Here is a 25,668-nt window from a genome sequence, read left to right as displayed (position 1 = left end):
CCGCCGCCGCGGCGGGCGCGCGCCACTCGAGCCCCGCCGGCTCGGCGGCGACCGGCGGCAGCGGTGGCGGCGGAGCGGGCGGCGGCTCGGCCAGCCGCGGCTCGGCCCGGGCGTAGGACTCGTAGCCGCCACCCCGGTAGGGCTCGGCGTAGTCGCCACCGTCGAACCGGTCGGGGACGTAGCCGGGCTCGACGTAACCGGTCCCGTACCCGTAGTCGGTCTCGCCGTAGTAGGTGCCCGTCGACCGGTAGGACGTCGGCTCGTAGCTCTCCTGCGGCGGCGGCTGGTAGGACTCCTGCACCGGCGGCTGGTAGGACTCCTGGGCCGGTGGCAGGTAGGACTCCTGCTCGGGCGGATAGCGCCGCTCCGGCGGGTAGGCCACCGGCGCCACGGCGCGGCCCTGGAAGCCGTTGACCGGCGCGACCGGAGCGGGCGGCGCGACCGGAGCCGGCGGCGCCTGACGGTCCATCGGCGTCCGCGGCGCGGCCACCCGGGCCTCCCGGACCTCGTGGTTTTCCCCGGTGCGGCCCCCGAGGAGCGCACGGTCGAGGAGTGCCCGCCACCGTGGGGCCGGCTCAGCCGATCGACCCCATCCGGTTTCGGTGCCCTCCACGCCTCGCCCTCCCGACGCGTTCTCCCGCTCGACAGATCCGGCTACGACGCAACCCTATGCGGCCCGCACCAGGACGCATATCCCCACTGTGCACATGGCGCACCCTCGGACTGGTCCAACGTGCCGGGCCGGTCACCGGATGTGGGCCACTCCACGATTACCCCGGCTCCGGTGAACCCGTGCTGACCAGTCCCGTCGGCCCCGGGGTCGGCGGTTCGGCGGTCGGTTGCGGTGCCTCCTCGCCGGGTGGCTCCGTCGGTGCCGGCTCCGGCGACACGGTCGGCTCCACCGGCGACGGCGGCGGTGCGGTCGGGCCCGGCGTCGTCTCCGGGCCGTCCGGGTCCGGCAGCGGCGGCAGGAACACCGCGCGGTCGAGCGAGCGCACCTCGGGTGCCGGGTCGACCGCGCGCACGCCCGGTCGCGCGGCGAGGCGCTTGAGATCGGGCGCCGCCGCGCGCAGGACCGCCGCGTAGATACATGAGCAATGGGTACGGTATGCGGTCGCCTCGGCGATCGCCACCCGCGCCGCTGTCTCGTACACGGGACGTAGTTTTTCCTCGTCGGGTGTTCCGACGACCTCCGCCGCGCGCTCCTGGTAGTCGTGCGCCTCGCGCTCCTTGCGCTCCGCGAACCGGATCATCCCGGCGACCACGTCGTCGGGCACGTGCCGCACGGGCATGCGGGCGATCTGGGTCTGCATGCCAGGCAGCGGCACCCGGGTGAACACTTCGGACACCGGCGCGTCGGCGAGCACCGTCGGGAGCCGGTCCGGAGCGAGATAGGCGGAGAACATCACCAACGCGTACGGGTCACCCTCGGTGAAGCCGTGCGCCGGCAGCGCGTCGAGCTCGCGCCGCGACTCGGCGAGGTAGCTCGGCACCGAGATGCCGTCGGGCACGCCGACCCGCACGACGTCACCGGGCTGCGGGGTGTCGTGGGGCCGCTCGGCCACCCAGACGGCGGTCGCCAGCACGGCGGTCACGGAGACCAGGGCGACCGCGGTCAACAGGCCGGTGTGGCCGGTCGGCCGGCGGAGCCGGTCGAGCACGCGACCGAGCGGTGGGACGACCGCGTCGTCGATCCGGCGGAGCAGGTCGTCGAAGCGCACGATCCCCTCCCCCCGGTAGGTGCCGGCTCAGTCGCGCAGGATGTCGAGCGCGTGCCGCAGGTCGTCAGGGTAGCTGCTCTCGAAGAGCACCTCGTCGCCTGTGCCGGGGTGCACGAAGGAGAGCGCCCGGGCGTGCAGCCACTGCCGGCTCAGACCCAGCCGGGCGGAGAGCGTCGGGTCGGCGCCGTAGGTCAGGTCACCGACGCACGGATGCCGCAGAGCGGAAAAATGCACCCGGATCTGATGTGTACGGCCGGTCTCCAGTCGCACGTCGATCAGGCTGGCGGCCGGAAACGCCTCGAGCGTGTCGTAGTGGGTGACGCTCGGCTTCCCGCCCGAGACGACCGCCCACCGGTAGTCGTGGTGCGGGTGCCGGTCGATCGGCGCGTCGATGGTCCCGCGCAGCGGATCGAGGTGGCCCTGCACGACGGCGCTGTAGCGCTTCTCCACCTCGCGGACCTTGAAGGCCCTTTTCAAGGAGGTGTACGCGCGCTCGCTCTTGGCCACCACCATCAGCCCGCTGGTGCCGACGTCGAGCCGGTGCACGACGCCCTGCCGCTCGGCGGCCCCGCTGGTCGAGATCCGGTGGCCGATCGCGGCCAGGCCGCCGACCACGGTCGGGCCGGTCCAGCCCGGGCTCGGGTGCGCGGCGACGCCGACGGGCTTGTCGACCACCACGATGTCGTCGTCGGCGTAGACGACCTGCAGCCCGGGGACCGCCTGCGGCACGACGGCGGCCTCGGACTGGGGTTCTGGGAGCGTGACCTCGAGCCAGGCGCCGGCGGAGACCTTGTCGGACTTGGGGCGCGGGGTGCCGTCGACGACCGCGTCACCGGCTTCGACGATGGCCGCGGCGGCGGTGCGGGACAGCCCGAAGAGGCGGGAGATGGCCTGGTCGAGCCGCATGCCGTCGAGACCGTCCGGCACGGGCAGGGCGCGTGAGGTCACTTGTCGCCCGACCCCGGTGCGCCGTCGCCGGCCGTACCGCTGTCTGGGTCGTCGGTCTTCCCGGCGCTGTCGTCCTTGCCGGCGGCCGTTTTGGCCTTGCGCAGCGGGATCCGTGTGCCGTCCCGTTGCCGGCCGCTGAACTCCAGGATGATCGCCAGCACGACGCCGCAGCTCAGGGCGCTGTCGGCGATGTTGAAGACCGCGAACTTCTCGCCGTACGGCGCGAACAGGCTGATCATGTCGACCACGTGGCCCTGGAACGGGCCGGGCGCGCGGAACAGCCGGTCGATGAAGTTGCCCAGCGCGCCGCCGGCGACCAGGCCGAGGGCTATCGCCCAGGGCATCGAACGCAGCTTGAACGCCATCCAGGTGATCCACGCGAGCACCGCGAGGGCGATCAACGGGAAGATCCAGGTGTGGCCGCTGGCCAGGCTGAACGCGGCGCCGCTGTTGCGGATCAGGCTGAGGTAGACGAGCCCGCCGAGGATCCGCACCGGGCCCCGGTCGGTCAGCTCCTCGGTGGCGAAGTGCTTGGTGAGCTGGTCGAGCAGGATGATGAAGGCGGCGACGCCCACCAGGGACCAGACGGCCACCCGCCGGGCGCGTACCCGCGGCGCCGGGGTCTGGTCTTCGCCCGCGGGCTCGGTCGCGGTCATCTGTCCCTCTTCGGCGGCGTTCAGCTCGGCCTGCTTCCTCGTCGGCTGGTGGTCGCCGGGTGCCCCATATGCGAGGTTGCCCGGTCAGGCCGCGGGTGCACGGCCCGGCCGGGCAACTCTACGCGAGTGCGCGGGCGCCGGGACTACCGGCGCTCCTCCAACTGCTTGCAGGTGACGCAGAGGGTCGCCGAGGGGAAAGCGGCGAGCCGCTCGACGGGGATGGGGTTGCCGCACCGCTCGCACCAGCCGTAGTTGCCCTCTTCGAGCCGCTCCAGCGCCCGCTCGACCTGGCTGATCCGGTCGAGGATGCTGTTGGCGAGGGTGATCTCCTGCTCGCGCTCGAACGTCTTGGTGCCGGTGTCGGCCTGGTCGTCGCCCGCCGAGTCGGTGAACCGGTCGCGCTGCAGGACGGTGATCTCGGTCAACGTCTGGCTGTGCTCGATCGTCAACTCTTCCCGCCGGGCCGAGAGCGCCGCACGGATCTTCTCAGTCTCCGCGGCGGACCGGGTGCCCTTGGGCGCCGATTTGCGGCTAGCGGCGGTCTTCGTGTCGGCTGGCTTCACCATGGCTTCTCCCTCAGCCGCGGCCCCCGCGGCGGTTTGTGCTGCCGCCGCGGAGGAGGAACGCTTCCTCCGCGACGCGACCGGATCGGCAGACCCGGTCTGGATCGAGGTGTCGGCTCCGGCCGGCGCCCGCGCGGCGCCCGCCTCCGACCTGGTGGCACGGGTCCGGGACCCGGCCTTCGACCCGCGTCCGGCCGGCGCGGCGCGGCCTCCACGGTCCGACGCCGCCGCCGCCGTTGGCGCGGCTTCCTTCCCCGCGGCGGTACGCGCCTGCGCGGCACCACCACGAGCCTTCGCTGCCTTCTTCGTCGAAGCCTTACGCGCGGGCGCCGCCTTCGGGGGCAGGTCGGCAGCGTCCGGAGTCACCTCGGGCGGCGTCGCGGTGGTTGCGCTCTTCCGCGCGACCGCCCTGGCACCCGCTTTCTTCGCCGGCGCGGCCTTCTTGGCAACCTTCGCCGGGGCGGCCTTCTTCGCGGCCGCCTTTTTCCGCGGAGCGGCCTTCTTCGCGCCGGCGCCGGCCTCATCGGTGGTCGCCTTCGCGGGACCCTGGGCGGCGGCCTTCTTACCTGGCGCGGTCTTCCCGGTCGCCTTGGCGGGACCGTCGGCGGCGGCCTTCCTACCGGGCGCGGTCTTCCCTGCCGCCTTCGCGGCGTCCTTGGCGGGCGCGGCCTTCGCCGGCGCTGCCTTCTCGGCCCGCGGCGCGGGGGCGGCCTTCGCCGCGGTCCCGGCGGGGGCCGCCTTCGCGGCCTTCGCCGGCGCGGCCTTCGCCCTCGCCTCGGCCGGGGCCGCCTTCGTGGCCTTGGCGGGAGCGGCCTTCGCCGCTGCCTTACCCGGCGCCGCCTTCGCGGCCCGCTGCGCGGGCGCCGCCTTCGCCGACGTGGCCTTGGCGGAGGTCGCCTTCTCGGCGGTCTTCGCGGGGGTCGCCGTGGTCCTGCCAGCCGCAGCCTTGGCGGCGGTCGCCTTCGCCGTGGCCTTCGCCGCCGGCGCGGCCTTCTCGGCCTGCTGAGCAGACGCCGCTTCGGCCGGCACGACCGTCCGCGCCGCTGTCTCCTTGCGCGCGGTCGCCTTCTTCTCTACAGCCTTCGCCCCGTTCGGGGTCGACTTCGCGGCGGCGGCCTTGGCGGGGGCCTTCTTAGCCGCGCCCGCCTTCTTAGCGGCACCGGCCTTGGTCGCCTTGCGCCCGGACCCGCCTTCGGCGGCGACAACAGCCTTCCGGCGGGCTCGCGACGACCCCGCCGCCGGCTCGACCCGAGCCGTGGTCACGGTCCTGCTGCTGCGCTCCGCCGGAACGGCCACCCGACCGGGCGTCACGTCCGCGAATCCTGAATCGGTCCGCGACCCGGCCTTCGGCCGGCCGGCGTCCGCATCCGCGGTGGATCCGGACCTGCCCCGCGCGCCCGAGGTCGAGGCCGAACCGTCGGTCGTAGGCGGCCGGCCCGCTGGGTCCGGGCGAAGCCCGGACCGGCGGTCGGCAGGCGGCTTCGGCTGGGTGGCGTCCGGGCGGGGCGTGGGCACGTCGGTCGATCGATCACGCGCGTCCGGGGTCCCGCTCGCAGGACCGCGCGCGATCTTGGCGCCGTCCCGCCCAGTGGGACGGCGGCGGGTGCGGTCCGGGGGTGGCGTCGCCGCGCGCGAACCCGGCGCGCCGGCCGAGGCCGGTGCTTTCCGGGCGATGCTCGCGCGGTCGGCCATCACGTTCCCCCACGTGCAAAACGGGCGCGCGGCGGGCCGCCGCGCACTCCGGAGATTGGCAAGAGTACGGAACGTGAAGACGTCCGACAACATGCCGCACCGATTCCGCCAGTTCCACCCATGATTGACCGGCAATCGGGGCAAAAGGAACCTTAACTGATGGTCAGCCCCTTTCCTCCCCGTACTCGGCAAACCAGCGGGCCAATCGTCCTCGCCGGCTCACCGCGCGGAGGCGGCGTTCCGTGGCGTCCCGGACCGCGGCCGTCGCCACGATCAACAGGCTGTCGCCGACCTTGAGGCGCGTGTCGGGCGCGGGTACGAAACCCACGCCGTCGCGGAGCACAAGGGTCACCGCGGCGCCGACCGGGAGGCGTAGCTCGTCGAGGTGTACGCCCGAGAGCATCGAGCCCGCCGGCACCTCGAGCTGCAACAGGTCCGCGCCCATCCGTTCCAGGGGTGCCGTCTCCACCCGCAGCTCCGCGGCCTCCCCCGGCGCCGTGACCTTCAGGGCCCGGGCGACCGGCGCGATCGTCGTGGCCTGGAGCACCGTGAAGATCAACACGAGCACGAACACGACGTCGAAGAGCCGGGCCGCGCCGGGCGTGCCGTACGACAGCGGGATGGTCGCCAGCACGACCGGCACCGCACCGCGCAGGCCGGCCCACGCGAGGAACGCCTGTGCGCGCAGCGGCACCCGGAACGGGGTCGCGGAGATCAGCACCGACAGCGGCCGGGCGAAGAACACCAGCGCGATGCCGACCACCACCGCCGGGACGAGCACGTCGTCGAGCCGGGCCGGCGACGCGAGCAGGCCGAGCAGCACGAACAGGCCGATCTGCGCGACCCAGGCCAACCCGTCGGCGAAACCCAGGATCTGCTGGCGGTGCGGCAGCCGGGCGTTGCCGATCACCACGCCGGCCGTGTAGACCGCGAGGAAACCGGACGCGTGCGCGACCGCGCCGGCCGCGTAGGCGAGCGCGGTCAGGCCGACCACCGCGATCGGGTAGAGCCCGGACGACGGCAGCGCCGCGCGGCGCAGCACCCACACGCCGCCCAGGCCGACGACGAGGCCGATCGCTCCGCCCGCGACGAGCTCGTAGAAGATCAGGAGCAGCTCCCACCACCAGGGGTGGGCGAACGGCCCGATGGTGGAGAGCAGCACGACGACGAGCACGACCGGCGCGTCGTTGATGCCGGACTCGGCCTCGACGGCGGCGACCAGCCGCGCCGGCAGGCGCAGCTTGCGCAAGGTGGCGAAGACCGCGGCCGCGTCCGTCGACGAGACGACCGCGCCGTAGAGCAGCGCGAGTCGCCAGTCCAGGTCGAGCAGCGCGTGTACGGCGACGCCCACCACCGCGATGCTCACCGCCACGCCGACCGTGGCCAGGGTCAGCGAGACGCCCAACACCGGGCGCAACGTCGCCCACCGCGCGGTCAGGCCGCCTTCCGCGATGATCACGATCAGCGCGGCGAAACCGAGGGTCCGGGTCAGCGAGGCGTCCTCGAACTGGATGCCCAGACCGGACTCGCCGATCAGCAGCCCGAGCGCCAGGTAGACCAGGAGGCTCGGCAGGCCGAGGCGGGACGACAGCCGCACCGCGGCGACCGCCACGAGCAGCACCCCCGCCCCCAGCAGCAGGGCGAGGTTGAGGTCCTCGGTCACGTCCCCGCGTCGCGGAGGACGGCGAACCGGTCGAGCGTGACGGCACCGTCGGGGACGTCGACCGCGAAGAGCTTCTCGCGGCTGGCCGCCCCGGTCCGCAGGGCGACGTCGGCGCGCCGGACCCCCAGCGCGTCGGCCACCGCGAGCCGGGCCGCCTCGGTCGCCCGGCCGTCGACCGCGGGCGCCGTCACCGCGACGACGAGCGCCGGGCCGTGCGGCCCGTCGTGCCGGCCACCCACCCGGGCACGCGAAGCGCCCGGTTTGACCCGGACGGCGATCACGACCATGCCTCATTGTGCCAAGAAGGGCATCCGTGCAACGGATGCCCTTCTACAAAGGCGATCGAACCGAAAGGCAGTCAGACCCGGCGGGCCCCCGCGAGGAGGGCGCTGTCCGGCTCGCAGAGGCTGCACGGCGTGAAGCCGAGATCAGCCGCCTCGCTCACCGGCAACGGCTCGCTCTCGCGGCCGAGCAGGTGGACGCAACCCGAGATGTGGTAGCGCGGCCGTCCGTCGATCACGAGGACGGGCGCGGACATCCGTGCCACCCGGGCCGCGTCCGCGGCCGAGACGAACTGGGCCGCCGGCTCGTCCGGTGGGTCCTCGTCGTCGTCATCGTCATCGTCGTCGTCCGGCGCCGCCGCGGCGTACGCCTGCTGCGGTGGCGGTTGCTGCTGTTGACCGGGCCACTGCGGCGCACTGTCGCCGCGCAGGTCGGCGAAGCCCTGGTCGTACTGGCCGGTCCGGTCGTCGACAAGGCCCCCCGGCTCGTCGACGGTGGCGGCCGCCGCGCGGCGGCGGCCGTACTCCGTGCCCTCGCCCGACCGGTAGGCGCCCTGGTTGGGCACGCTCGGTGGGACGACGGGGTCGGCGACCGCGACGGACGTCTCGTCCGCCCCCCATGCGGTCGCCCGCCGGCGGCCGGGATCGCTGCCCCTGGCCGTCGAGCGGTGGTGGAACACTCTCGAGTCATCCTCGTCGCCGGCACGCTTGAACCGCTCGTCATCCGCGTAGCTGGTCCGGGCCCGTGCGGCGGCGGCCTGGCGGGCGCCGACGACGAGCGCGACAGCGGCGAACAGACTCGCCGCGATCGAGATGACCAGCAACACGCTCGAACCACCTGCGAGTCCGAGCACGAGCAGCGTGACAGCACCGAGGATGAGCACCAAACTTGCAACGATCACGGCTCACCCCCGCCGCTTTCTGTATAGATGTCGTGGGTCCGGCGTGCCCCCGGGGGGACCCGGGTACGCCGGAGACACGGCACCGTCCGGGGGACGCATGCCCGCCCCCGGTTGGGCTACGGAACCGTCGTCTGCCGAAGGCTCAGCGACCGGCTTCGAGGGAACCGGAACGTCCCCCGCCGCCGTAGGAGCCCGCCAGACCGGCGGTGGCCAGACCCGGTGCGCCGGAGGTCACGGACCGATTGCCGTCGGTCCGGGACATCTCGGCCTCGAGCCCCTGGCCGCGACCGTCGAGGTCGCGCAGCTGGCTCTCCAGGTAGGCCTTGAGCCGGGTGCGGTACTCCCGTTCGAACTGCTTGAGCTCTTCGATGTGCTTCTGCAGTGCGGTGCGCTTGGCGTCGAGGCCGCCCATGGCCTCCTGGTGCCGCTGCCGCGCGTCACGCTCGAGCGCGTCGGCCTTGGCCCGCGCCTCGCGAGTGACCTCTTCGGCCTTGGTGCGCGCGTCGGAGAGCAGCTTGTCGGCCTCACGCCGGGCGTCGGACACGTGGTCGTCGGCCGTGCGCTGGGCCATCATCAGGACCCGGAGGGCCTGCTGCTCGCCGTCGCCACCCACCACCGGGGCGCCCTGGGCACGCATCTGCTCGAGCTCGCCCTGCATGGCGCGGGCGGCCTGCTCAGCGGCGGCCTTGTCACGCTGGACCCGGTCGATCTGGGCCTTGAGGTCGTTGAGCTCCGCGGCCATGCGCGGGTCGGCACCCGGGCCGGCTGGCGCGCCGCCACGGGGACCGCCACGCTCGACCTGAGCGCGCAGCTCGTTGTTCTCCTCGATCAGACGGGCGAGCTCGCGCTCGACCTCATCGAGGAACGCGTCGACCTCCTCCTCGTCGTACCCCCGTTTGCCGATCGGGGGTTTCTTGAAGGCGACGTTGTGCACGTCGGCCGGTGTAAGCGGCATCGAAACTCCTCGGGTCAGTTGCGGCCGCGTAGCTCCTGGTCAGACCGTGTGTCAGATCCAGGGCTGCACCACGAATCTCATCAGCACGAACAGGATAACCAAGAGCACAAGGGAGGCGAGGTCGATGCTGAGGTTACCGATCCGCAGTGGTGGGATCACACGCCTCAACGCCTTGAGGGGCGGATCGGTGACGCTCCACACCACTTCCAGTCCGGCGGCCGCACCTCGCCTCGGTTGCCAGCGACGGCCGTATTGGAGCACAGCGCTCAATACGAAACGGGCCAGCAGCACGATCAGGAAGAAGTACAACAGCAGGTAGAGCACCTGGAACAGAATCGACAACACGACTCGCAGGACCCTCCGTCAGGCCGACTCTGCCCTGCTCAAGGGCTACGGCAGGGTGAAGAACCCGCCCTCAGCGATCTTCGCCTTGTCCTCTGCGGTGACTTGGACGTTGGCCGGTGAGAGCAGAAACACCCGGTTGGTAACGCGCTCGATCGTACCCCGCAAACCAAAGGCCAACCCCGCCGCAAAATCCACCAGACGGCGGGCATCCGACTCATCCATTTCGGTGAGGTTGATGATCACCGGAACGCCGTCCCGGAAATGCTCACCGATGGTGCGGGCCTCGCGATAGGTGGTCGGGTGCAGGGTGGTGATCTGGTATCGCTGCTCGTCGTCGGCGATCACCGCGCGCTCGCGCAACTGCACCTGGGGAGCCAGGGCGAGATTGTCGCGAGTGGGGTAATTCACCTGAGACGGACTTTCCGGAGCCGGCGCGCGGGTGATCGAACGCACGCTGGAGCGTTCGAGGGCCCGGCTCTCCCGGGCCTCGGCGAGCTCCGCCTCGGCCGCTTCGAGCCGGCTCGGCCCCCGGTCGGTGTGCCGGGTCGAGCGCGCCCGCGGCACCGCCGGCGCCTCGTCGGCCTCGTCCTCGTCGTCGGCGAACTCGTCGGCGTACCGGTTGGACCGGTAGCGTGATTCGCGGTAACCGGCATCGCCGGACCGGCTGCTGCCGGACCGGCTCGACCGGCCGTCGTAGCCCTCGTCATAGGTCTGGTCGTCGTCTTCCTCTTCGACCAGACCGAGCCAGACGCCCGCCTTTCGCAACGCTCCCATGTGCCGCGCCCCTCCGTCCGCCGTGTGGAACGTGCCCCCCTGCACGAGCCACTGTCACGCGCGTGGACTCCGCCTATGCATCGGCACCAGGTCGACCTTCCGTTGCCGTCACCCTCCCGGTTGACGGCGCGCCCCCCGGCGCTGCGAAGCTCGGCATGGAAAACAACACCGATGTAGTTTGGTGTCCGCCGTCAGGCTACCCCAGGTAGTGACGCTTACCGAGCAACGCGCTACCTATCCGCACATGTGTCGCGCCGTGCGAAACGGCGCTTTCCAGGTCATCGGACATTCCCGCCGACAGGACCGTGGCTGTCGGATGATCGACTCGGAAGTCCGCGGCGATCGCGGCGAGCCGCGCGAACGCGTCGTCGGCCTCCGCACCCAGCGGCGCGACGGCCATCAGGCCCGCGAGCCGCAGTGCCGAAGCGCCGGCTACCGCGGCCGCCGCCGCGCCCAGACCACGGTCCGGGTCGGCCGAGCCGGGCAGCGCGCCGCCCCGCGCGGGGTCGCCGTCCAGGCTCACCTGGATCAGCACGTCGAGCACGCGGCCGTGGCCGGCCGCGCCCCGGTCGAGCGCCGCCGCGAGGCGGACGCTGTCGACGGACTGCACCACGTCGGCGTACGCGCTGACCGACTTCGCCTTGTTGCGCTGGAGCTGGCCCACGAAGTGCCAGCGCACCCGTCCGCCGATGCCGGCCGCCTTGGGCGCCGCCTCCTGGTCCTTGTTTTCGCCGACGTCGGCGACACCCAGGTCGGCCAGCAACGCGACGTCGCTCGCCGGGTAGGTCTTGGTGACCGCGACCAGGGTGACCTCGTCGGTACGCGCGGCGGCCGAGCGGGCGGCGTCGATCCTGGCACGGACCCGTGCCAGGTTGGCTGCCAGCTCGGCGCGCCGGGTGTCGTCAACAGCAGTCACCCGAGGAGCGTATTAAGAGCCGTTCTTCAGGAAGTCGGGGACGTCCACGTCGTCGAACAGGACCCGCCGGGCGGGCTGGGTCGGTGCGACCGGCGGCGGCGTCGGCTCGACCGGCGCCGGCGAGACAGGCTGGGGCTGAGCGACCTTGCGCACCTCGGCCGGCTTGTAGGCGGGCGTGCCGCCGTCGAAACCCGCCGCGATCACGGTGACCCGCACCTCGTCGCCGAGCGCGTCGTCGATGACCGCGCCGAAGATGATGTTCGCGTCGGGGTGGGCCGCGTCCGTGACGAGCTGCGCCGCGTCGTTGATCTCGAACAGGCCGAGGTCGGAGCCGCCGGCGATGGAGAGCAGCACGCCGCGCGCGCCGTCCATGCTCTGCTCGAGCAGCGGGCTGGAGATGGCCGCCTCGGCGGCCTCCACGGCGCGGTTGTCGCCGCGGGCGCTGCCGATGCCCATCAGCGCGCTGCCGGCGCCGCTCATGACGCTCTTGACGTCGGCGAAGTCGAGGTTGATCAGGCCGGGCGTGGTGATCAGGTCGGTGATGCCCTGGACACCGGAGAGCAGCACCTGGTCGGCCTGGCGGAACGCGTCCATCATGCTGATGCCGCGGTCGCCGAGCGCCAGGAGCCGGTCGTTCGGGATGACGATCAGCGTGTCGCACTGGTTGCGCAGCTCGTCGATGCCGGCCTCGGCCTGCACCTGGCGGCGCTTGCCCTCGAACGAGAACGGCCGGGTGACCACGCCGATGGTCAGCGCGCCGAGCTTGCGGGCGATGTTGGCGACGACCGGGGCGCCGCCCGTGCCGGTGCCGCCGCCCTCGCCGCACGTCACGAAGACCATGTCGGCGCCCTTGAGCACCTCTTCGATCTCGTCGCGGTGGTCCTCGGCGGCACTCTTGCCGACGTCGGGGTTGGCACCGGCGCCGAGGCCGCGGGTCAGCTCACGGCCGACGTCGAGCTTGACGTCGGCGTCGCTCATCAGCAACGCCTGCGCGTCGGTGTTGATGGCGATGAACTCGACGCCCTTCAGGCCGACCTCGATCATCCGGTTGACGGCGTTGACGCCACCGCCACCGATGCCGACGACCTTGATGACCGCCAGGTAGTTGTGCGGAGGAGTCATCGGGGATGCCTTCCCTTCCCGTGTGCGGGCGGACCGCGGCATGCCGCCGCTACGCGAAGGGCAAGGGGGAAACCCTCACCCTCTACTAGAGGCTTAGAGTTATGTCAACTGGTCGGCCTCTGGGGCAACGTAAGCGGGACACGACCGTGATCCAAGGAAGCGGTACGGCGTGTCGCCACGCGGTATTTCTTCAGCGGATCGTGACGACCTCGGGATCGCTGACGTCGATCGTCTTTCCGTCCCGCTGCAACAGCCCCGCGGTGACGGTCGCCTTCGCCGCGCTGCGGCTCGCGTCGCCCCAGACGACGGTACGGCCGCCGGTCAGCTTGAGCGTGATCCGCGCCGGCCCCGACACCCCGACCTCGACCAGTTGCCGGCGCAGGGCCGGCGTGAGCGAGGCGATCACCTCGACCGCACCGCGTACGCCGTCGACGTTGCCGCGCGGGTCCGTGATCCGCACCAGCGGCAGGTGGGCCGGTCGGCGGCGCAGGTCCTGGAACGCCACCCCGAACCGGTCGACCACGACGAACCGCTTGCCGGCCGTCGCCACCGCCTCGGGGCTGCGCTCGACGACCTCGATGCGCAGCCCGTTGGGCCAGTCCCGGGTGACGGTCGCCTTCTCCACGGGCGCCAGCGTGCCCACCCGCGCGGCCACGGCCGCCAGGTCGACCCGGGCCAGCGGGTCGCCGGCCGGCACGGCGGCCGCCGTGCGCACCTCGTCGGGCGTGACCAGTGACGTGCCGTCGACCGCGACCGTGCGCACGCCGAGCAGGCCCGTGCCGAGCACCAGCCAGACCGGCAGGCCGAGCAGCACCAGCACGGCCAGGGCGGCCGCCCACGGTAGGGCGGCCCGCACCCGGCGGCGGCGGGCCCGCTGCATGAACCGGCGCACCGAGGACGGCACCGCGTCGCTGCCGGCCCGGACCAGGGTCCAGCGGCGCCGCTCCGGCGCGGTCCCGCCCGGCCGGACGGTCATCAGCCCGCGACCGGTGACACCGAACCAGCGGAGGCGCCGTCGGCCGCCGACAGCGCCGCGAGCAGCTCGTCACCGAGCAGCGAGCTGGGTGGCGCGCCCATGGTGACGACCAGGTCGCCGGGGTGCGCCCGGCGGACCACCTCGGCCGGCACCGCGTCCCAGTCGGGCACGAACACCTTGTGCGCGGCCGGCAGGTCGATCGCCGCGGTCAGCGCGACGCCGCCCTCCCCCGGGCCGCGGGTCTCGCCCGGGCCGAAGACCTCCAGCACGATCGCCTCGTCGGCGATGGCCAGCGCCGCGGCGAGCTCGGCCTCCATGTCGCGGGTGCGGTAGACCCGGTAGGGCTGGAACACCACCACCAGGCGCCCGCCGGACGCGACCTCGCGCAGCGTCTCCAGGGCCGCGGTGACCGACACCGGGTGGTACGCGTACTCGTCGTAGACGACGACGCCGTTGGCGACGCCCTTGCGCTCGAAGCGGCGGCGCACGCCCGGGAAGGCGGCCAGCGCCTCGACGGTGACCGGCAGCGCCACGCCCAGCTCGACCGCGGCGAGCACGGCGGCCGCGCTGTTGAGCCCGAAGTGCCCGCCCGGCACCGGCAGCCGGATCTCGCCGACCGGCGCGCCGTGCAGCACCGCCTGGTAACGGACCCCGAGCACGGACGAGGAGATGTCGGACAGCCGCAGGTCGGCGTCGCCGGCGGTGCCGTAGGTGACGACCCGGCGGCCCTCCGCCCGCAGCGTCGCCGCGAGCCGGCGGGTGCCCTCGTTGTCGGCGCAGGTCACGATGAAGCCGGCCGGGTCGGTCAGCCGGGCATATTCCAGGAACGCGGCCTCGAGACCCGCCAGGTCGCCGTAGGTGTTCAGGTGGTCCGCGTCGATGTTCGTGATGATCGACACGAACGGCCGGTAGAGCAGGAACGACCGGTCGCTCTCGTCGGCCTCGGCCACGAACAGGTCGCCGGTGCCGTGGTGGGCGTTGGAGCCGGCCTCGGAGATCTCGCCGCCGATCACGAACGACGGGTCGAGCCCGGCGTGCTGCAGGATCAGCGTGATCATCGAGGTGGTGGTCGTCTTGCCGTGCGTGCCGGCCACCGCGACCGTGCGCCGCCCGGTCATCGCGGCCGCGAGCGCCTCGGACCGGTGCATGATCCGCAGGCCCCGCCGGCGCGCCTCCTCGAGCTCCAGGTGGTCCTGCGGGATCGCGGTCGAGTAGACGACCGTGTCGACGCCGTCGAGGTTCTCCGGCACGTGCCGCATGTGGATGGTGCCGCCGAGGGCGCGCAGCCCGGCCAGCGCCGGCCAGTCCCGCAGCTCGCTGCCGGACGTCGGGATGCCGCGCGTCAGCAGGAGGCGGGCGAGCCCGCTCATGCCGACCCCGCCCACGCCGATCAGGTGCACCGTGCCGAGGTCCTCCGCGGCCACCGTGCCGGCCGGGGTGAAATCAGCGATGTTGAGCCCTGCCACCATGCCTCGCTCTCGTCAAAGTCACTCTCAGCCGCGGGTCGCCGCTTCGTAAACGAAGTCGAGCAGCGCCTCGTCACCGTCGCGCCGGCCGTAGCCCGCCGCCGCGTGGCCCATCGCGGCCAGCCGGTGCGGGTCGCGCATCAGCGGGATCACCGTGCGCTCGACCCACGCCGGGGTCATCTCGCCGTCGTCGACCAGCAGGCCGCCGCCCGCGTCGACCACCGGCTGCGCGTTGCGGCTCTGCTCCTGGTTGCTGTAGGGGTAGGGCACGAAGATCGTCGGCAGGCCGATCGCGCACACCTCGGCGACGGTCATCGCGCCGCCCCGGCTGAGCATCATGTCGGCGGCCGCGTAGCCGAGCTCCATCTCGCTCAGGTAGGGCACGGTCACGTAGGGCACCGGCAGGTCGTGCGGCACCGAGACCGGCTCGTTACGGGCGCCGATCACGTGCAGCACCTGGATGCCCGCGCGGGACAGCTCCTTGGCGGCGCCGGCGACGGCCAGGTTGATCGAGCGGGCGCCCTGCGAGCCGCCGGAGACGAACAGCACCGGCAGGTCGGGGCGCAGGCCCAGGCGGTAGCGGGCGTGGGCGACCGCGGCGCGCCGGTCGAGGTGGGCGATCGAGCTGCGCAGCGGCACGCCGACCACCCGCGCGTCGCGCAGCGAGTCGGCCTGGCGCGGCTGGTGCGGGAAGCCGACGGCCACGTGCTTGGTGAACCGCATGCCCATCCGGTTGGCCACGCCCGGCGGCACGTTGACCTCGTGGATCACGATCGGCGTCTCGCGGCGCCACGCGGCCAGGTAGCCGGGCACCGAGACGTAGCCGCCGAAGCCCACCACCACGTCGGCCCGGACCTCGTCGAGGATCTTGCCGGCCGCGCGGGACGAGGTCAGCATCCGGTCGGGGGTGCGCAGCAGGGCCATGTTGAGCGACCGGGGCAGCTGGAACGCCGGGATCTGCCGCAGGTCGTAGCCGGCCGGCGGGATCAGGTCGTTCTCCAGGCCCTTCGGCGTGCCGAGGCAGGTGATCCGGACCGATGGATCGTGCCGGCGCAGACAGTCGGCGAAGGCGAGCAACGGGTAGATGTGCCCACCCGTCCCTCCACCAGCCAGCACGACCGACCGCAGCGGACCCATCACCGTCTCCTCTCGCCACCCACGCCGGCGCGGTCACGCGCGGCGCGCCCGGCCGCGGGCGCGGTCGGGCGGCTGGCCTTCGGAGCCGGTGGCAACGGAGGCAGCGGGGCCCAGAGTAGTCGGACCCAGCGGGCCGGCGGGCGGGCATGCAGGGCACGGGCGGCATCGGGTTCGGCCCGGGCGAACGACGCGAGCATGCCGACACCGGCGAGGGTCACCACCAGGGCGCTGCCGCCGTCGGAGATGAAGGGCAGCGGCAGCCCGGTGATCGGCAGCAGGCCGACGACGCCACCGATGTTGACCAGGGCCTGGGCGATCAGCCAGGTGGTGATCGCGGCGGCGACGAGCCGGCGGAACGGGTCGTCGACGCGCCGGGCGATCCGCAGCCCCGTGTAGGCCAGCACGCCGAACAGCGCGAGGATCACCGCGCAGCCCACGACGCCGAGCTCCTCGGCGACCACGGCGAAGATGAAGTCGTTGTTGGCCTCCGGCAGCCAGTTCCACTTGAGCCGGCCCTGGCCCAGGCCGACGCCGAACCAGCCGCCGTTGTCGATCGCGTACCGGGCCTGGATGCCCTGGTAGCAGCCGGCGTCCGCGCAGTCGGCCGGCGGGTTGACGAAGGTGAGCAACCGGGCGAACCGGTAGTTGCCGCCGTCCCCGCCGTCGGAGCCGCCGCCCCGGGAGGCGGCCGCGATCAGCAGGCCGATGCCGGCCAGGCCGATCGCGGACAGGCTGGCGAACACCCGCATCCGCACGCCGGCGGCCCAGAGCATGCCGACCACGATGGCGAGCAGGATCAGCATGGTGCCGAGGTCGTTGTAGCCGACCAGCACGAACAGCAGGGCGACCACCGGGAACAGCGGCATGACGAGCTCGCGCCAGTAGCTCAGCGCCGGGCCCTTGCGGCTGATCACGTCGGCGCCCCAGAGGATCAGGCCGACCTTGACGAACTCCGAGGGCTGCACCTGGATCGGGCCGATGTGCAGCCAGAGGAAGTCGCTCTCGATCGGGCCGAGCTGGATCTCCTTGACCTCCCGGATCGCGGCCAGCGCGTTCAACCCGTTGAGGAAGAGCAGCAGCGCCACCGACACGCCGAGGACCGGCACGGCCAACGCCCGGAAGGTACGGGCCGGCAGCCGCTGGCAGATCCAGAACGCGAGGATGCCCACGACCGCGAACAGGCCCTGCTTGGCCAGCGCCGAGAAGGCGTTGCCGTCCTCGATGTCCCGCGGACCGGTCGCCGAGAAGACCATCGTCAGGCCGATGATCAGCAGCAGGCCGGCGCTGGAGATCAACAGGTAGTAGGACGCCAGCGGGCGGGCGAGCAGCCCGCGCAGCGCGGCCACACCGCCGTCGAACACCGACCGGCCCGCGTGACCCGCTTTCGCTTCCTCCCCCACCGGCCCATCATCGACGCTCGGCGCGCCCGGACAGCGGAGAAACTTTCGGCGTGTCGGACCCGGTTGCCTAACTCGTCGCGGCGAGGAAGTCGCTGTAGAAGAGGCCCAGCGCCATCGCGACGCCGATGCCGGCGACGATCCAGAACCGGACCACGATGTTGACCTCGCTCCAGCCCGCCAGCTCGAAGTGGTGCTGGAGGGGCGACATCCGGAACACGCGTTTGCCCGTGGTCCGGAACGAGATGATCTGGATGACCACCGACATCGTGATGATCACGAAGAGCCCGCCGATGATCGGCAGCAGCAGCACCGTGCGGGTCGACATCGCCATGCCGGCGATCAGGCCACCCAGGCCGAGCGCGCCGGTGTCGCCCATGAAGATCCGGGCCGGGGACGTGTTCCACCACAGGAAGCCCACACAGGCCCCCGCGGCGGCCCCGGCTATCAGGGCTATCTCGAGCGGATCCCGTACGGCGTAGCAGTAGGTGTCGGGCTTGGTCACGTAGCTCGGGTCGGCGCACCAGTGCCGGTACTGCCAGAACGCGATCAACGCGTACGCGCCGAGCACCATCGTCGACGCGCCCGTGGCCAGGCCGTCGAGGCCGTCGGTCAGGTTGACGCCGTTGGTCGAGGCGAGCACGACCAGCACGAAGACGATGACCGAGCCGACCTTGCCGACGTCGAGCCAGCTCACCTCGCGGATGAACGAGAGCGCGGTGCTGCCGACCGTCTCGGTGTTGGTGCGGCTGCCCTGCGTGTCGAGCATCGTGCTCGGGAAGTAGAGGGCGACGATGCCGAACGTGGCGCCGACCAGGAGCTGGCCGAGCAGCTTGCCGCGCTTGTTGAGGCCGCCGCTGTGGCGCCGGCGGACCTTCAGGAAGTCGTCGATGAAGCCGACCGCGCCGCTGAACACCAGCAGGCCGAGCAGCACCAGCGCGGTGATCGTCGGGCCGACCTGGAAGATCTGCTGGCTCGGGAGCGTGGTCAGGGCGATGTGCCCCGCCACGTACGCGATGATCGTGGCCACGATGAAGACCACGCCGCCCATCGTCGGCGTGCCCTTCTTGCCCATGTGCATCTGCGGGCCGTCGGACCGGATCGGCTGGCCGGCCTTGAGCCGGGTGAACACCTTGATCGCGATCGGGGTGCAGAACAGCGAGACGAGGAACGCCACCGCGATGGCGACGATGACCGCCCTCACGCCGGGGTCCCGTCCACGCGCAGGGCGTCGACCACGTCCCAGGTGCGGTACCGGGAGCCCTTCACCAGCACCACGTCGCCCGGCCGCAGATCGGCGCGGAGCGCGTCGATCACCGCCACCTGGTCGCCCAGCACCACGGACCTACCTCCCCAGCCCGGATGGGCGGTCGCGCCGTCGTGGATCGCCCCGGCCGCCGTGCCGACCACGACCAGTCGGTCGACGCCCAGCTCGGCGGCGAGCCGCCCGACCTCTTCGTGTCCGGATCGTTCTAAATCGCCCAGCTCGGCCATGTAACCGAGCACCGCGACGGTACGCCGTCCCTCGCCCATCGCCGCCAGCGCCCGCAGCGCCGCGGACATCGACGCCGGGTTGGCGTTGTAGGAGTCGTCGATGACGGTGATCCCGTCCGGCCGCTCGAACACGTCCATCCGGCGGACCGAACGGATCCCCAGCTCACCCAGGGCCTCGCCCAGCTCGCGCAGCGGCATGCCCAGCTCGCGGGCCACCGCCGCGGCGGCCAGGCTGTTGCCGACCTGGTGCCGGCCGGGCACCCGCAGCGACACCGGCACGCTGCCCCGGGCCACCCGCAACGTGTACGACGCCAGTCCGCGCGCGTCCACGGTCACGTCCTCCGCCCGCACGTCCGCGTCCGGCGCCTCGCCGACCAGGACCACCTTGCCCCGGGTACGCACGGCCATCTTCCGGACCCGCTCGTCGTCGGCGTTGAGGATCGCCACCCCGTCCACGGGTACGGCCTCCGCCAGCTCGCCCTTGGCCGTGGCGATGTTCTCGACCGACCCGAACTCGCCGATGTGCGAGGTGCCGACGTTGAGCACGACGCCGACCCGCGGCTTGGCGATGCCCGCGAGGTAGCTGATGTGGCCCATCCCCCGCGCGCCCATCTCCAGCACGAGGTAGCGGGTCTGCTCGTCGGCCTTGAGCACCGTGTAGGGGAAGCCGAGCTCGTTGTTGAGCGATCCGGGCGGCGCCACCGTCGGGCCGAGCCGGGCGGCGAGCTGGGCGACCATGTCCTTGGTGGTCGTCTTGCCGGACGAGCCGGTCAGGCCGATCACGCACAGGTCGGGCAGCCGGGTCAGCACCGTGCGGGCCAGCCCGGCCAGGGCCGCCAGCGGGTCGTCGACCAGCACCATCGGCACGCCGTCGACCGCCCGGGTGCCCAGGACCGCCGTGGCGCCCGCGGCGACGGCCGCCGCGGCGTAGTCGTGCCCGTCGACCTGCTCGCCCGCGAACGCCACGAACAGGCCGCCCGCGGCCACCTTGCGGGAGTCGTACTCGACCGGGCCGGTCACCTCGGCCGCCGGGTCCGCTCCGGAGAGCCGGCCCCCGGTCGCGGCGGCCACCTCGTCGAGGCGCATCCGGATCATCGCTGACCCACCAGGTGGCCGAACCGGGCGCGGAGCGCCGCCGCGAGTTCGACCCGGTCGTCGAACGGGTGCGTCACGCCGGCCACCTCCTGCCCTCGTTCGTGCCCCTTGCCGAGCACCGCGATCACGTCGTCCTCGCCGGCCCGGCGCACGGCCTCGTCGATCGCCGCGCGCCGCCCGCCGGTGACCTCTTCCACGACCGCCGGCCCGGAGGCGCCCGCCAGCACCTCGGCGCGGATCACCGCCGGGTCCTCGGTGCGCGGGTTGTCGTCGGTGACCAGCACCAGGTCGGCGCCCTCGGCCGCCGCCGCGCCCATCAGCGGGCGCTTGCCGCGGTCCCGGTCGCCGCCGGCGCCGATCACGCAGATCAGCCGGCCGCCACGGGACTCGGCGCGGGCCCGCAGCGCCCGCAGCGCCGCGACGATCGCGTCGGGCTTGTGCGCGTAGTCGACGACGCCGAGCACCGGGCCGGGCGCCTCGACGACCTCGAGCCGGCCGGGCACCCCCTTGCAGGCGGCGACGCCGGCCGCGGCGGTCACGGGGTCGACCCCGACCGCCACCAGCGAAGCGACGGCGAGCAGCGCGTTGGCCACGTTGTGCAGCCCGGGCAGCGCCACTCCCGCGTCCACGGCCACCCCGCTCGGCCCGTGCGCGGTGAACGCCTGGCCGTAGCCCGCGTCGACCACGCCGTCGGCCCACCAGGTCGCGGCCGGGTCGCCGGCGGCCGAGTAGGTCACCGTGGTGGGCCTGCGCAGCGGCAGCAGGGCCGGGTCGTCGAAGTTGAGGATCTCGACCCGGCAGCGCCCGTCGAACAGCTTCGCCTTGGCAGCGAAGTAGTCGTCGCGGTCGGCGTGGAAGTCGAGGTGGTCCTGGCCGAAGTTGGTGTAGCCGCCGACCGCGAACCGCACCCCGCCGACCCGGCCCATCGCCAGCGCGTGGCTGGAGACCTCCATGACCACGGCGGTCACGCCGCGCTCCCGGGCGGCGGCGAGCAGCGCGTGCAGGTCGGTCGCCTCGGGCGTCGTGCGGACGCTGTCGATCACGAGGTCGCCCAGCCGGGTCTCGACGGTGCCGATCAGGCCGGTCACGTGGCCGGCCGCGCGCAGGCCGGACTCGACCAGGTAGGCCGTCGAGGTCTTGCCGGCGGTGCCGGTGATACCGATGATCACCAGGCCGGCCGTGGGGTCGCCGTAGACGGCCGCCGCGACCGCGCCGAGCGCCTCGCGCGGGTCGTCGACCACGATCGCCGGCAGCCCCGCCGCGGCGGCGGCCGGCGCACCGGCGGCGTCGGTGAGCACCGCGACCGCTCCGGCCGCGGCGACGGCCGGCACGAACTCGGCACCGTGCCGGCGGGCGCCGGGCAGCGCCGCGTAGAGATCACCGGGGCGCACCTCGCCACTGGCGTGCGTGATGCCCGTGACCTGGACGTCTGTCGCGGGCGCGGCGGCGCCGACCAGGGCCGCCAGATCGGCGAGCCGGACGGGAGCGACGGCGCTGGGGCGCGGATTGCCGGGCACGGCGTCAGACCCTACCCGGTCCGCGCCCGGCTTCCGCATACCCACGCTGATCTACGGCTGATCTAGGACTGATCTACGGAAACGCCGTGAACTTCGGGGCCGCCTTGGTGCTCGGCGGGACGCGGTAGTGCTGCAGCGTGTACCGCATCATCTCCTTGAACGCCGGCCCCGTGACGTCGCCGCCCCCGCCACCCGGGGTGTAGGCGAAGACCGCGACCACGTACCGCGGGGCCTCGGCCGGCGCCATGCCGATGAACGACGCGACGTCACCAGGCGCGTACTTTCCGTCGACGACACGCTTGCCCGTGCCCGTCTTGCCGGCCACCCGGTAGCCGTTGACCCGGCCGGACACACCGGTCGCGTCCGGGATCGTGGTGACCGCCTCCATCAGTGTGCGCAGCTCCGCGGCGTGCTGCGGGCTGATCACCTGCCGGGTCTCCGGTGCCGGCGCCGGCACCTTCGTGCCGTCGGGCTTGATCGTCTCCTTGATCAGGTGCGGCTGGATCCACTTGCCGTCGTTGGCGATCGCCGCGTAGACGGCGGCCATCTGCAGCGGCGTCACGTCGACGCTGTGCCCGATCGGGATCGAGCCCGGCGACGAGCCGTTCCACTCGGCCGGCGGCAGCACCCGGCCGGACGCCTCGCCCGGCATGCCCTCGCCGGTCGGCTTCCCGAGGCCGAACTTGAGCTGGTAGTCGTACACCTTCTGCGGGCCCAGCTTGTCCGCGATCATGATCGTCGTGACGTTCGACGAATACGCGAGCGCGCCGGCCATCGACATCCGCTTGCCACCAGCCGGGTGGGTGTCCCGGTAGACGACGTCCTTGCGGATCGTGGACTGGATCGGCCACACCGTCTTCGGCGTGATGACGCCCTCCTGCAGACCCGCGCCGAAGACGATCGCCTTGTGCACCGAGCCCGGGTCGACGACGAACGAGGTCGCCGCGTCCTCCCGGTCCTCGGGCTTGAACTTCTGCCAGTCGGCCGCGTTGTAGGTCGGCTCGCTCGCCTGCGCCAGCACCTCGCCGGTCTTGATGTCGATGACCACGGCCGCGCCGACGGTGCCGTTGCGGGCCCGCACGTTGGTGCCGAGCAGCCGCTGGATCTCGTACTGCAGGTCGCGGTCGATGGTCAGGGTGAGCGAGCTTCCCGGCTTGGCCTCGGTGACCTGGCTGAAACCGTTGGGGATCGGCGTGTACGACGCGTCGTTGCCGAACTCGAACAGGTGCTTGCCGTTGGTGCCGCGCAGCACGTCGTCGTAGCGGGACTCCAGGCCCTCGAGCCCGTTCAGGTCCTCGCCGGTGATGCCGATCAAGTTCGCGGCCACGTCGGCGCCCGGGATCTCGCGGCGCTCGTCGTGCTCGATCCCGATGCCCTTGATGTTGAGCGCCATCACCTGGTTGGCCTTGTCGATCGGCACACCCCGGGCGAGCCAGGCGAACGTCGACTGGACGCCGGTGGGCAGCTTCCGCTTGGCCATCCGCTTCTCGAGGTCCGAGCGGGCCACGCCGAGCAACGGCGACAGCTTGGCCGCGGCCTCCCGCGGGTTCTCGATCAGCGTCGGGTCGGCGTAGACGTACCGCGCCTCGACGCTGTGCGTCAGCGGGACGCCCGACCGGTCGTAGATGCCACCCCGGGAGGCGAACAGCGTGACGGTACGCAGCCGGTCCTCGATGCCGCCGTTGGCGTAGGCGGGCGTCGGCAGCACCTGCAGCGTGACGAGCCGGATGCCGATGGTGGCGAACATGGCCAGCGCGAGGAACGCGCCGAGCCGCAGACGCCGGTTCGGGTCGGCCAGCTTCGGCCGCTTGCGGGGCTTGCGCCGCAGCGGCGGCCGGGGTGGGGTGGCCCCGCCCTTGGTGGCGGTGCTCCGACCCTTCGGCACGGCGCCCGTCCGTCCCGTGTCCGTGCGGGCCCGTCCCGTGTCCGTGCGGGCCCGTCCCGTGTCAGTGCGGGGAGCGCGCGAACGGGCGGGCGCGGCGGTCTTCCTGGCCGCCGCACCCGCCGTCGTGCCGGTTCGCCCCCCGGTCGAACCGGTCCGGGTCGCGGCCGGGCGGGCGGCCCGTGGTTCGCCCGCCCGGCCCCCGTCGACCACCCGCAACCGTGGCGGAGCCGGTTCCGCCGCCCGACCGCCACGGGACTGCTCCCGCTGCGTCGGCGGCGCCGGCTCCGGCGTGGTCTCCGGCGCCTTCCGGGCGCCGCGGGACTGTTCGCGCACCGTCCGCCCGCGCGGGGTGTACGCCTGTGCCTCGAAGATCCCGCCCCGGCCGCTACGGGCCGGGGTGGGATCGTCGTCGCCGGACGGCCGGCCGCCACGGGGCGGGTTCCGGCGCGCCGCGGGCGGTTCGCGCCGGGGGTCCGGCGTCCGCGGCGGCACCCGCTACCGCCCCGCGGGCTGGTCGCTGGTCACCGACGGCACACCGGCACCCGGCTTCGGAATCCCGATGATCTTGCCGTCCTGCAGCCGGATGTAGGCCGGGTCGCCCCCCGCGACCATGCCCAGCTTCCGTGCCGCGGCGGTCAGGTTGCCCGGCGCCTTGGCCGTGGCGATCTCCCGCTGCAGCTCCTGCTGCTGGATGTCGAGCGCGGCGCCGGTCTCCTTCAGCCGCTCGATCCGGAACGCGTTCTCGGCGATCTTCGTGTTGACCACCAGGATGCCGAGCACGCCGCCGATCACCAGCACCAGGACCAGCGCGACGAACGGCACCCGCGGCCCGGTCACCGGCGGTGGCGGCGCGACCTTCAGCCGCGGCCCCCCGGCCGGGGCGGTCGTCGCGCGCTCCTTCGGACGCAGCGCCGCGCTGCCCTGCGTCGGGAACTCCCGGGCGGCCGTGCGGCCGCGCGGATCCGTGCGGTGCGCGCGGATACCCCGCCCGACCTGGCGCTCCGTGGTCCGGCCCCCCGACCGCGGTGCGCGCTTCTGATCTGTCATGTTCCCTCCCCCTCGTGCTCGTCGTCGCGGGTACCTCCGCCAGGGGTACGACCGCGACCACCGCTGCTTCCCGCCGTTCGCGCGGCGGGTTGGTGCAGTGCCTTGACCCGGCGCGGCCGGTCACGCGGCGCCGCGTCGGGATCGATCCGTTCCGCCGCCCGCAGCCGCACCGAAGCGGCCCGCGGGTTGGCCTCGACCTCGTCGTCGCTCGGCAGTTCGCTGCCGCGGGTGAGCAGCCGCAGCGTCGGCCCGGTGCCGGGCAGCTCGACCGGCAGGTCGATCGGCCCGGACGATTTCGCGCGTTCGGCCATCGCCCGCTTGGTTATCCGGTCCTCCAGCGACTGGTAGGACATGACCACGATGCGGCCGCCCAGGTCGAGCGCGTCCAGTGCCGCCGGCACCGCCCGCTCCAGCGTCTCGAGCTCGCCGTTGACCTCGATCCGCAGCGCCTGGAAGCTGCGCTTGGCCGGGTGCCCGCCGGTGCGGCGGGCGGCCGCCGGGATCGCGTCGCGGACGAGCTCCGCCAGCCGCGCCGACGACGTGATCGGCTGCTTGGCCCGTTCCCGGACGATCGCCGCCGCGATGCGGTTGGCGAACCGCTCCTCGCCGTACACCCGCAGCACCCGGGTCAGCTCCCCGGCGGTGTAGGTGTTGACGACGGTCTCGGCCGTGGTGCCCCGGGTCTGGTCCATCCGCATGTCCAGCGGCGCGTCCTGGGCGTACGAGAAGCCCCGGTCGGGCACGTCGAGCTGCAGGGAGGAGACCCCGAGGTCCATCAGCACCCCGTCGACCGCCGGGATGCCGAGGTCGTCGAGGACCTCCGGCAGCTCGTCGTAGACGGCGTGCACCAGGTGGACGCGGTCGTCGTAGCGGGCCAGCCGCTGCCGGGACGCCGCCAGCGCCTCGGTGTCGCGGTCGAGCCCGATCAGCACGACGTCGGGATGCGCGGCGAGAACCGCCTCCGCGTGCCCACCGAGACCGAGGGTGGCGTCGACATGGACGCGCGGGCCCTGCCGGGCGGGACGGGCGAGCGCCGGAGCGAGCAGCCCGAGCGTCCGCTCGAGCAGCACCGGCACGTGGGTGCCGCGTGGCTCCTGCATCGGTTGTCCCCCCAGT

Annotated in this window: 22 protein-coding genes and 2 pseudogenes; 1 reads left to right on the top strand and 23 read right to left on the bottom strand. The window is 73.1% G+C overall.

Annotated features, from left to right (window positions below):
- The 5 genes and pseudogenes from Asi02nite_RS41965 to Asi02nite_RS32195 all read right to left on the bottom strand — a co-directional run.
- Window positions 1–490, bottom strand: a pseudogene (locus Asi02nite_RS41965) (hypothetical protein); the annotation flags it as partial.
- A gap of 280 nt (window positions 491–770) precedes the next feature.
- Window positions 771–1,721, bottom strand: coding sequence for a hypothetical protein (locus tag Asi02nite_RS32210; RefSeq protein WP_203717779.1), 951 nt, complete (start codon window positions 1,719–1,721; stop codon window positions 771–773).
- 27 nt (window positions 1,722–1,748) lie between these two features.
- Entirely contained in the window at window positions 1,749–2,627 is an 879-nt protein-coding gene (locus tag Asi02nite_RS32205; RefSeq protein WP_203717783.1) for an RluA family pseudouridine synthase, read from the bottom strand.
- Between the two features lie 38 nt (window positions 2,628–2,665).
- Window positions 2,666–3,325: a signal peptidase II gene (gene lspA / locus Asi02nite_RS32200; protein ID WP_203717778.1), complete on the bottom strand. Its 660-nt coding sequence runs from the start codon at window positions 3,323–3,325 to the stop codon at window positions 2,666–2,668.
- 143 nt (window positions 3,326–3,468) lie between these two features.
- Window positions 3,469–3,891: a TraR/DksA family transcriptional regulator gene (locus Asi02nite_RS32195; protein WP_203717777.1), complete on the bottom strand. Its 423-nt coding sequence runs from the start codon at window positions 3,889–3,891 to the stop codon at window positions 3,469–3,471.
- Here Asi02nite_RS32195 and Asi02nite_RS32190 point away from each other — a divergent pair.
- Complete coding sequence (locus Asi02nite_RS32190; protein ID WP_203717776.1) at window positions 3,890–4,894, top strand: hypothetical protein; 1,005 nt, start codon at window positions 3,890–3,892, stop codon at window positions 4,892–4,894. The genes Asi02nite_RS32195 and Asi02nite_RS32190 overlap by 2 nt on opposite strands.
- Before the next feature lie 849 nt (window positions 4,895–5,743).
- On the opposite strand, the gene Asi02nite_RS32185 is transcribed toward Asi02nite_RS32190, so the two are convergent.
- From Asi02nite_RS32185 to rsmH, 18 genes and pseudogenes are all read right to left on the bottom strand, one after another.
- The gene (locus tag Asi02nite_RS32185) at window positions 5,744–7,243 is read right to left on the bottom strand and encodes a potassium/proton antiporter (protein WP_203717775.1); all 1,500 of its coding nucleotides are present in this window, start codon (window positions 7,241–7,243) and stop codon (window positions 5,744–5,746) included.
- Window positions 7,240–7,530: a DUF167 domain-containing protein gene (locus tag Asi02nite_RS32180; RefSeq protein ID WP_203717774.1), complete on the bottom strand. Its 291-nt coding sequence runs from the start codon at window positions 7,528–7,530 to the stop codon at window positions 7,240–7,242. Before Asi02nite_RS32180 ends, Asi02nite_RS32185 begins: the two co-directional genes overlap by 4 nt.
- Before the next feature lie 710 nt (window positions 7,531–8,240).
- Window positions 8,241–8,426, bottom strand: a pseudogene (locus Asi02nite_RS42835) (hypothetical protein); the annotation flags it as partial.
- Window positions 8,427–8,568: 142 nt separating this feature from the next.
- Window positions 8,569–9,381 carry a DivIVA domain-containing protein gene (locus Asi02nite_RS32170; protein ID WP_203717772.1) on the bottom strand — a complete coding sequence of 271 codons (813 nt, stop codon included), beginning with the start codon at window positions 9,379–9,381 and terminating at the stop codon, window positions 8,569–8,571.
- A 51-nt stretch (window positions 9,382–9,432) separates the two neighbouring features.
- The gene (locus tag Asi02nite_RS32165; RefSeq protein WP_203717771.1) at window positions 9,433–9,726 is read right to left on the bottom strand and encodes a YggT family protein; all 294 of its coding nucleotides are present in this window, start codon (window positions 9,724–9,726) and stop codon (window positions 9,433–9,435) included.
- A gap of 45 nt (window positions 9,727–9,771) precedes the next feature.
- Entirely contained in the window at window positions 9,772–10,500 is a 729-nt protein-coding gene (locus tag Asi02nite_RS32160; protein WP_203717770.1) for a cell division protein SepF, read from the bottom strand.
- A gap of 196 nt (window positions 10,501–10,696) precedes the next feature.
- Entirely contained in the window at window positions 10,697–11,416 is a 720-nt protein-coding gene (locus Asi02nite_RS32155; RefSeq protein ID WP_203717769.1) for a YggS family pyridoxal phosphate-dependent enzyme, read from the bottom strand.
- A 12-nt stretch (window positions 11,417–11,428) separates the two neighbouring features.
- The gene (gene ftsZ, locus Asi02nite_RS32150) at window positions 11,429–12,538 is read right to left on the bottom strand and encodes a cell division protein FtsZ (protein WP_203717768.1); all 1,110 of its coding nucleotides are present in this window, start codon (window positions 12,536–12,538) and stop codon (window positions 11,429–11,431) included.
- A 190-nt stretch (window positions 12,539–12,728) separates the two neighbouring features.
- Window positions 12,729–13,514, bottom strand: coding sequence for a cell division protein FtsQ/DivIB (locus Asi02nite_RS32145; protein WP_203717767.1), 786 nt, complete (start codon window positions 13,512–13,514; stop codon window positions 12,729–12,731).
- The gene (gene murC / locus Asi02nite_RS32140) at window positions 13,514–14,983 is read right to left on the bottom strand and encodes a UDP-N-acetylmuramate--L-alanine ligase (protein ID WP_373312365.1); all 1,470 of its coding nucleotides are present in this window, start codon (window positions 14,981–14,983) and stop codon (window positions 13,514–13,516) included. The genes Asi02nite_RS32145 and murC overlap by 1 nt, the downstream gene beginning before the upstream one ends.
- A 24-nt stretch (window positions 14,984–15,007) precedes the next feature.
- Window positions 15,008–16,117 carry an undecaprenyldiphospho-muramoylpentapeptide beta-N-acetylglucosaminyltransferase gene (gene murG, locus Asi02nite_RS32135; RefSeq protein ID WP_203717766.1) on the bottom strand — a complete coding sequence of 370 codons (1,110 nt, stop codon included), beginning with the start codon at window positions 16,115–16,117 and terminating at the stop codon, window positions 15,008–15,010.
- Window positions 16,117–17,517, bottom strand: coding sequence for an FtsW/RodA/SpoVE family cell cycle protein (locus Asi02nite_RS32130; protein WP_239127314.1), 1,401 nt, complete (start codon window positions 17,515–17,517; stop codon window positions 16,117–16,119). Before Asi02nite_RS32130 ends, murG begins: the two co-directional genes overlap by 1 nt.
- 67 nt (window positions 17,518–17,584) lie before the next feature.
- On the bottom strand, window positions 17,585–18,718 hold the full coding sequence (gene mraY, locus Asi02nite_RS32125; protein WP_203717765.1) for a phospho-N-acetylmuramoyl-pentapeptide-transferase: 1,134 nt from the start codon (window positions 18,716–18,718) through the stop codon (window positions 17,585–17,587).
- Complete coding sequence (locus Asi02nite_RS32120) at window positions 18,715–20,103, bottom strand: UDP-N-acetylmuramoyl-tripeptide--D-alanyl-D-alanine ligase (protein ID WP_203717764.1); 1,389 nt, start codon at window positions 20,101–20,103, stop codon at window positions 18,715–18,717. The genes mraY and Asi02nite_RS32120 overlap by 4 nt, the downstream gene beginning before the upstream one ends.
- The gene (locus Asi02nite_RS32115; protein ID WP_203717763.1) at window positions 20,100–21,659 is read right to left on the bottom strand and encodes a UDP-N-acetylmuramoyl-L-alanyl-D-glutamate--2,6-diaminopimelate ligase; all 1,560 of its coding nucleotides are present in this window, start codon (window positions 21,657–21,659) and stop codon (window positions 20,100–20,102) included. The genes Asi02nite_RS32120 and Asi02nite_RS32115 overlap by 4 nt, the downstream gene beginning before the upstream one ends.
- Window positions 21,660–21,693: 34 nt before the next feature.
- On the bottom strand, window positions 21,694–23,367 hold the full coding sequence (locus tag Asi02nite_RS32110) for a peptidoglycan D,D-transpeptidase FtsI family protein (RefSeq protein WP_239127317.1): 1,674 nt from the start codon (window positions 23,365–23,367) through the stop codon (window positions 21,694–21,696).
- Between the two features lie 633 nt (window positions 23,368–24,000).
- Entirely contained in the window at window positions 24,001–24,552 is a 552-nt protein-coding gene (gene ftsL / locus Asi02nite_RS32105; protein ID WP_203717761.1) for a cell division protein FtsL, read from the bottom strand.
- Window positions 24,549–25,652, bottom strand: a complete 1,104-nt coding sequence (gene rsmH / locus Asi02nite_RS32100; RefSeq protein WP_203717760.1) for a 16S rRNA (cytosine(1402)-N(4))-methyltransferase RsmH — start codon at window positions 25,650–25,652, stop codon at window positions 24,549–24,551. Before rsmH ends, ftsL begins: the two co-directional genes overlap by 4 nt.
- Between the last annotated feature and the right edge of the window lie 16 nt (window positions 25,653–25,668).

The sequence above is a fragment of the Asanoa siamensis genome (genome assembly GCF_016862555.1).
Lineage (GTDB): Bacteria > Actinomycetota > Actinomycetes > Mycobacteriales > Micromonosporaceae > Asanoa > Asanoa siamensis.
Note: the sequence above shows the minus strand (reverse complement) of the source record. Positions and strands in the feature narration are given on the sequence as shown.

What these genes read in the sequence shown, in the direction of transcription:
- Asi02nite_RS32205 (WP_203717783.1), bottom strand. Translation starts at nt 2,627, where the DNA reads ATGCGGCTCGACCAGGCCATCTCCCGCCTCTTCGGGCTGTCCCGCACC.
- lspA (WP_203717778.1), bottom strand. Translation starts at nt 3,325, where the DNA reads ATGACCGCGACCGAGCCCGCGGGCGAAGACCAGACCCCGGCGCCGCGG.
- Asi02nite_RS32190 (WP_203717776.1), top strand. Translation starts at nt 3,890, where the DNA reads ATGGCTTCTCCCTCAGCCGCGGCCCCCGCGGCGGTTTGTGCTGCCGCC.
- Asi02nite_RS32195 (WP_203717777.1), bottom strand. Translation starts at nt 3,891, where the DNA reads ATGGTGAAGCCAGCCGACACGAAGACCGCCGCTAGCCGCAAATCGGCG.
- Asi02nite_RS32180 (WP_203717774.1), bottom strand. Translation starts at nt 7,530, where the DNA reads ATGGTCGTGATCGCCGTCCGGGTCAAACCGGGCGCTTCGCGTGCCCGG.
- Asi02nite_RS32170 (WP_203717772.1), bottom strand. Translation starts at nt 9,381, where the DNA reads ATGCCGCTTACACCGGCCGACGTGCACAACGTCGCCTTCAAGAAACCC.
- Asi02nite_RS32160 (WP_203717770.1), bottom strand. Translation starts at nt 10,500, where the DNA reads ATGGGAGCGTTGCGAAAGGCGGGCGTCTGGCTCGGTCTGGTCGAAGAG.
- ftsZ (WP_203717768.1), bottom strand. Translation starts at nt 12,538, where the DNA reads ATGACTCCTCCGCACAACTACCTGGCGGTCATCAAGGTCGTCGGCATC.
- Asi02nite_RS32145 (WP_203717767.1), bottom strand. Translation starts at nt 13,514, where the DNA reads ATGACCGTCCGGCCGGGCGGGACCGCGCCGGAGCGGCGCCGCTGGACC.
- murC (WP_373312365.1), bottom strand. Translation starts at nt 14,983, where the DNA reads ATGGTGGCAGGGCTCAACATCGCTGATTTCACCCCGGCCGGCACGGTG.
- murG (WP_203717766.1), bottom strand. Translation starts at nt 16,117, where the DNA reads ATGGGTCCGCTGCGGTCGGTCGTGCTGGCTGGTGGAGGGACGGGTGGG.
- Asi02nite_RS32120 (WP_203717764.1), bottom strand. Translation starts at nt 20,103, where the DNA reads ATGATCCGGATGCGCCTCGACGAGGTGGCCGCCGCGACCGGGGGCCGG.
- Asi02nite_RS32115 (WP_203717763.1), bottom strand. Translation starts at nt 21,659, where the DNA reads ATGCGGAAGCCGGGCGCGGACCGGGTAGGGTCTGACGCCGTGCCCGGC.
- Asi02nite_RS32110 (WP_239127317.1), bottom strand. Translation starts at nt 23,367, where the DNA reads ATGTTCGCCACCATCGGCATCCGGCTCGTCACGCTGCAGGTGCTGCCG.
- ftsL (WP_203717761.1), bottom strand. Translation starts at nt 24,552, where the DNA reads ATGACAGATCAGAAGCGCGCACCGCGGTCGGGGGGCCGGACCACGGAG.
- rsmH (WP_203717760.1), bottom strand. Translation starts at nt 25,652, where the DNA reads ATGCAGGAGCCACGCGGCACCCACGTGCCGGTGCTGCTCGAGCGGACG.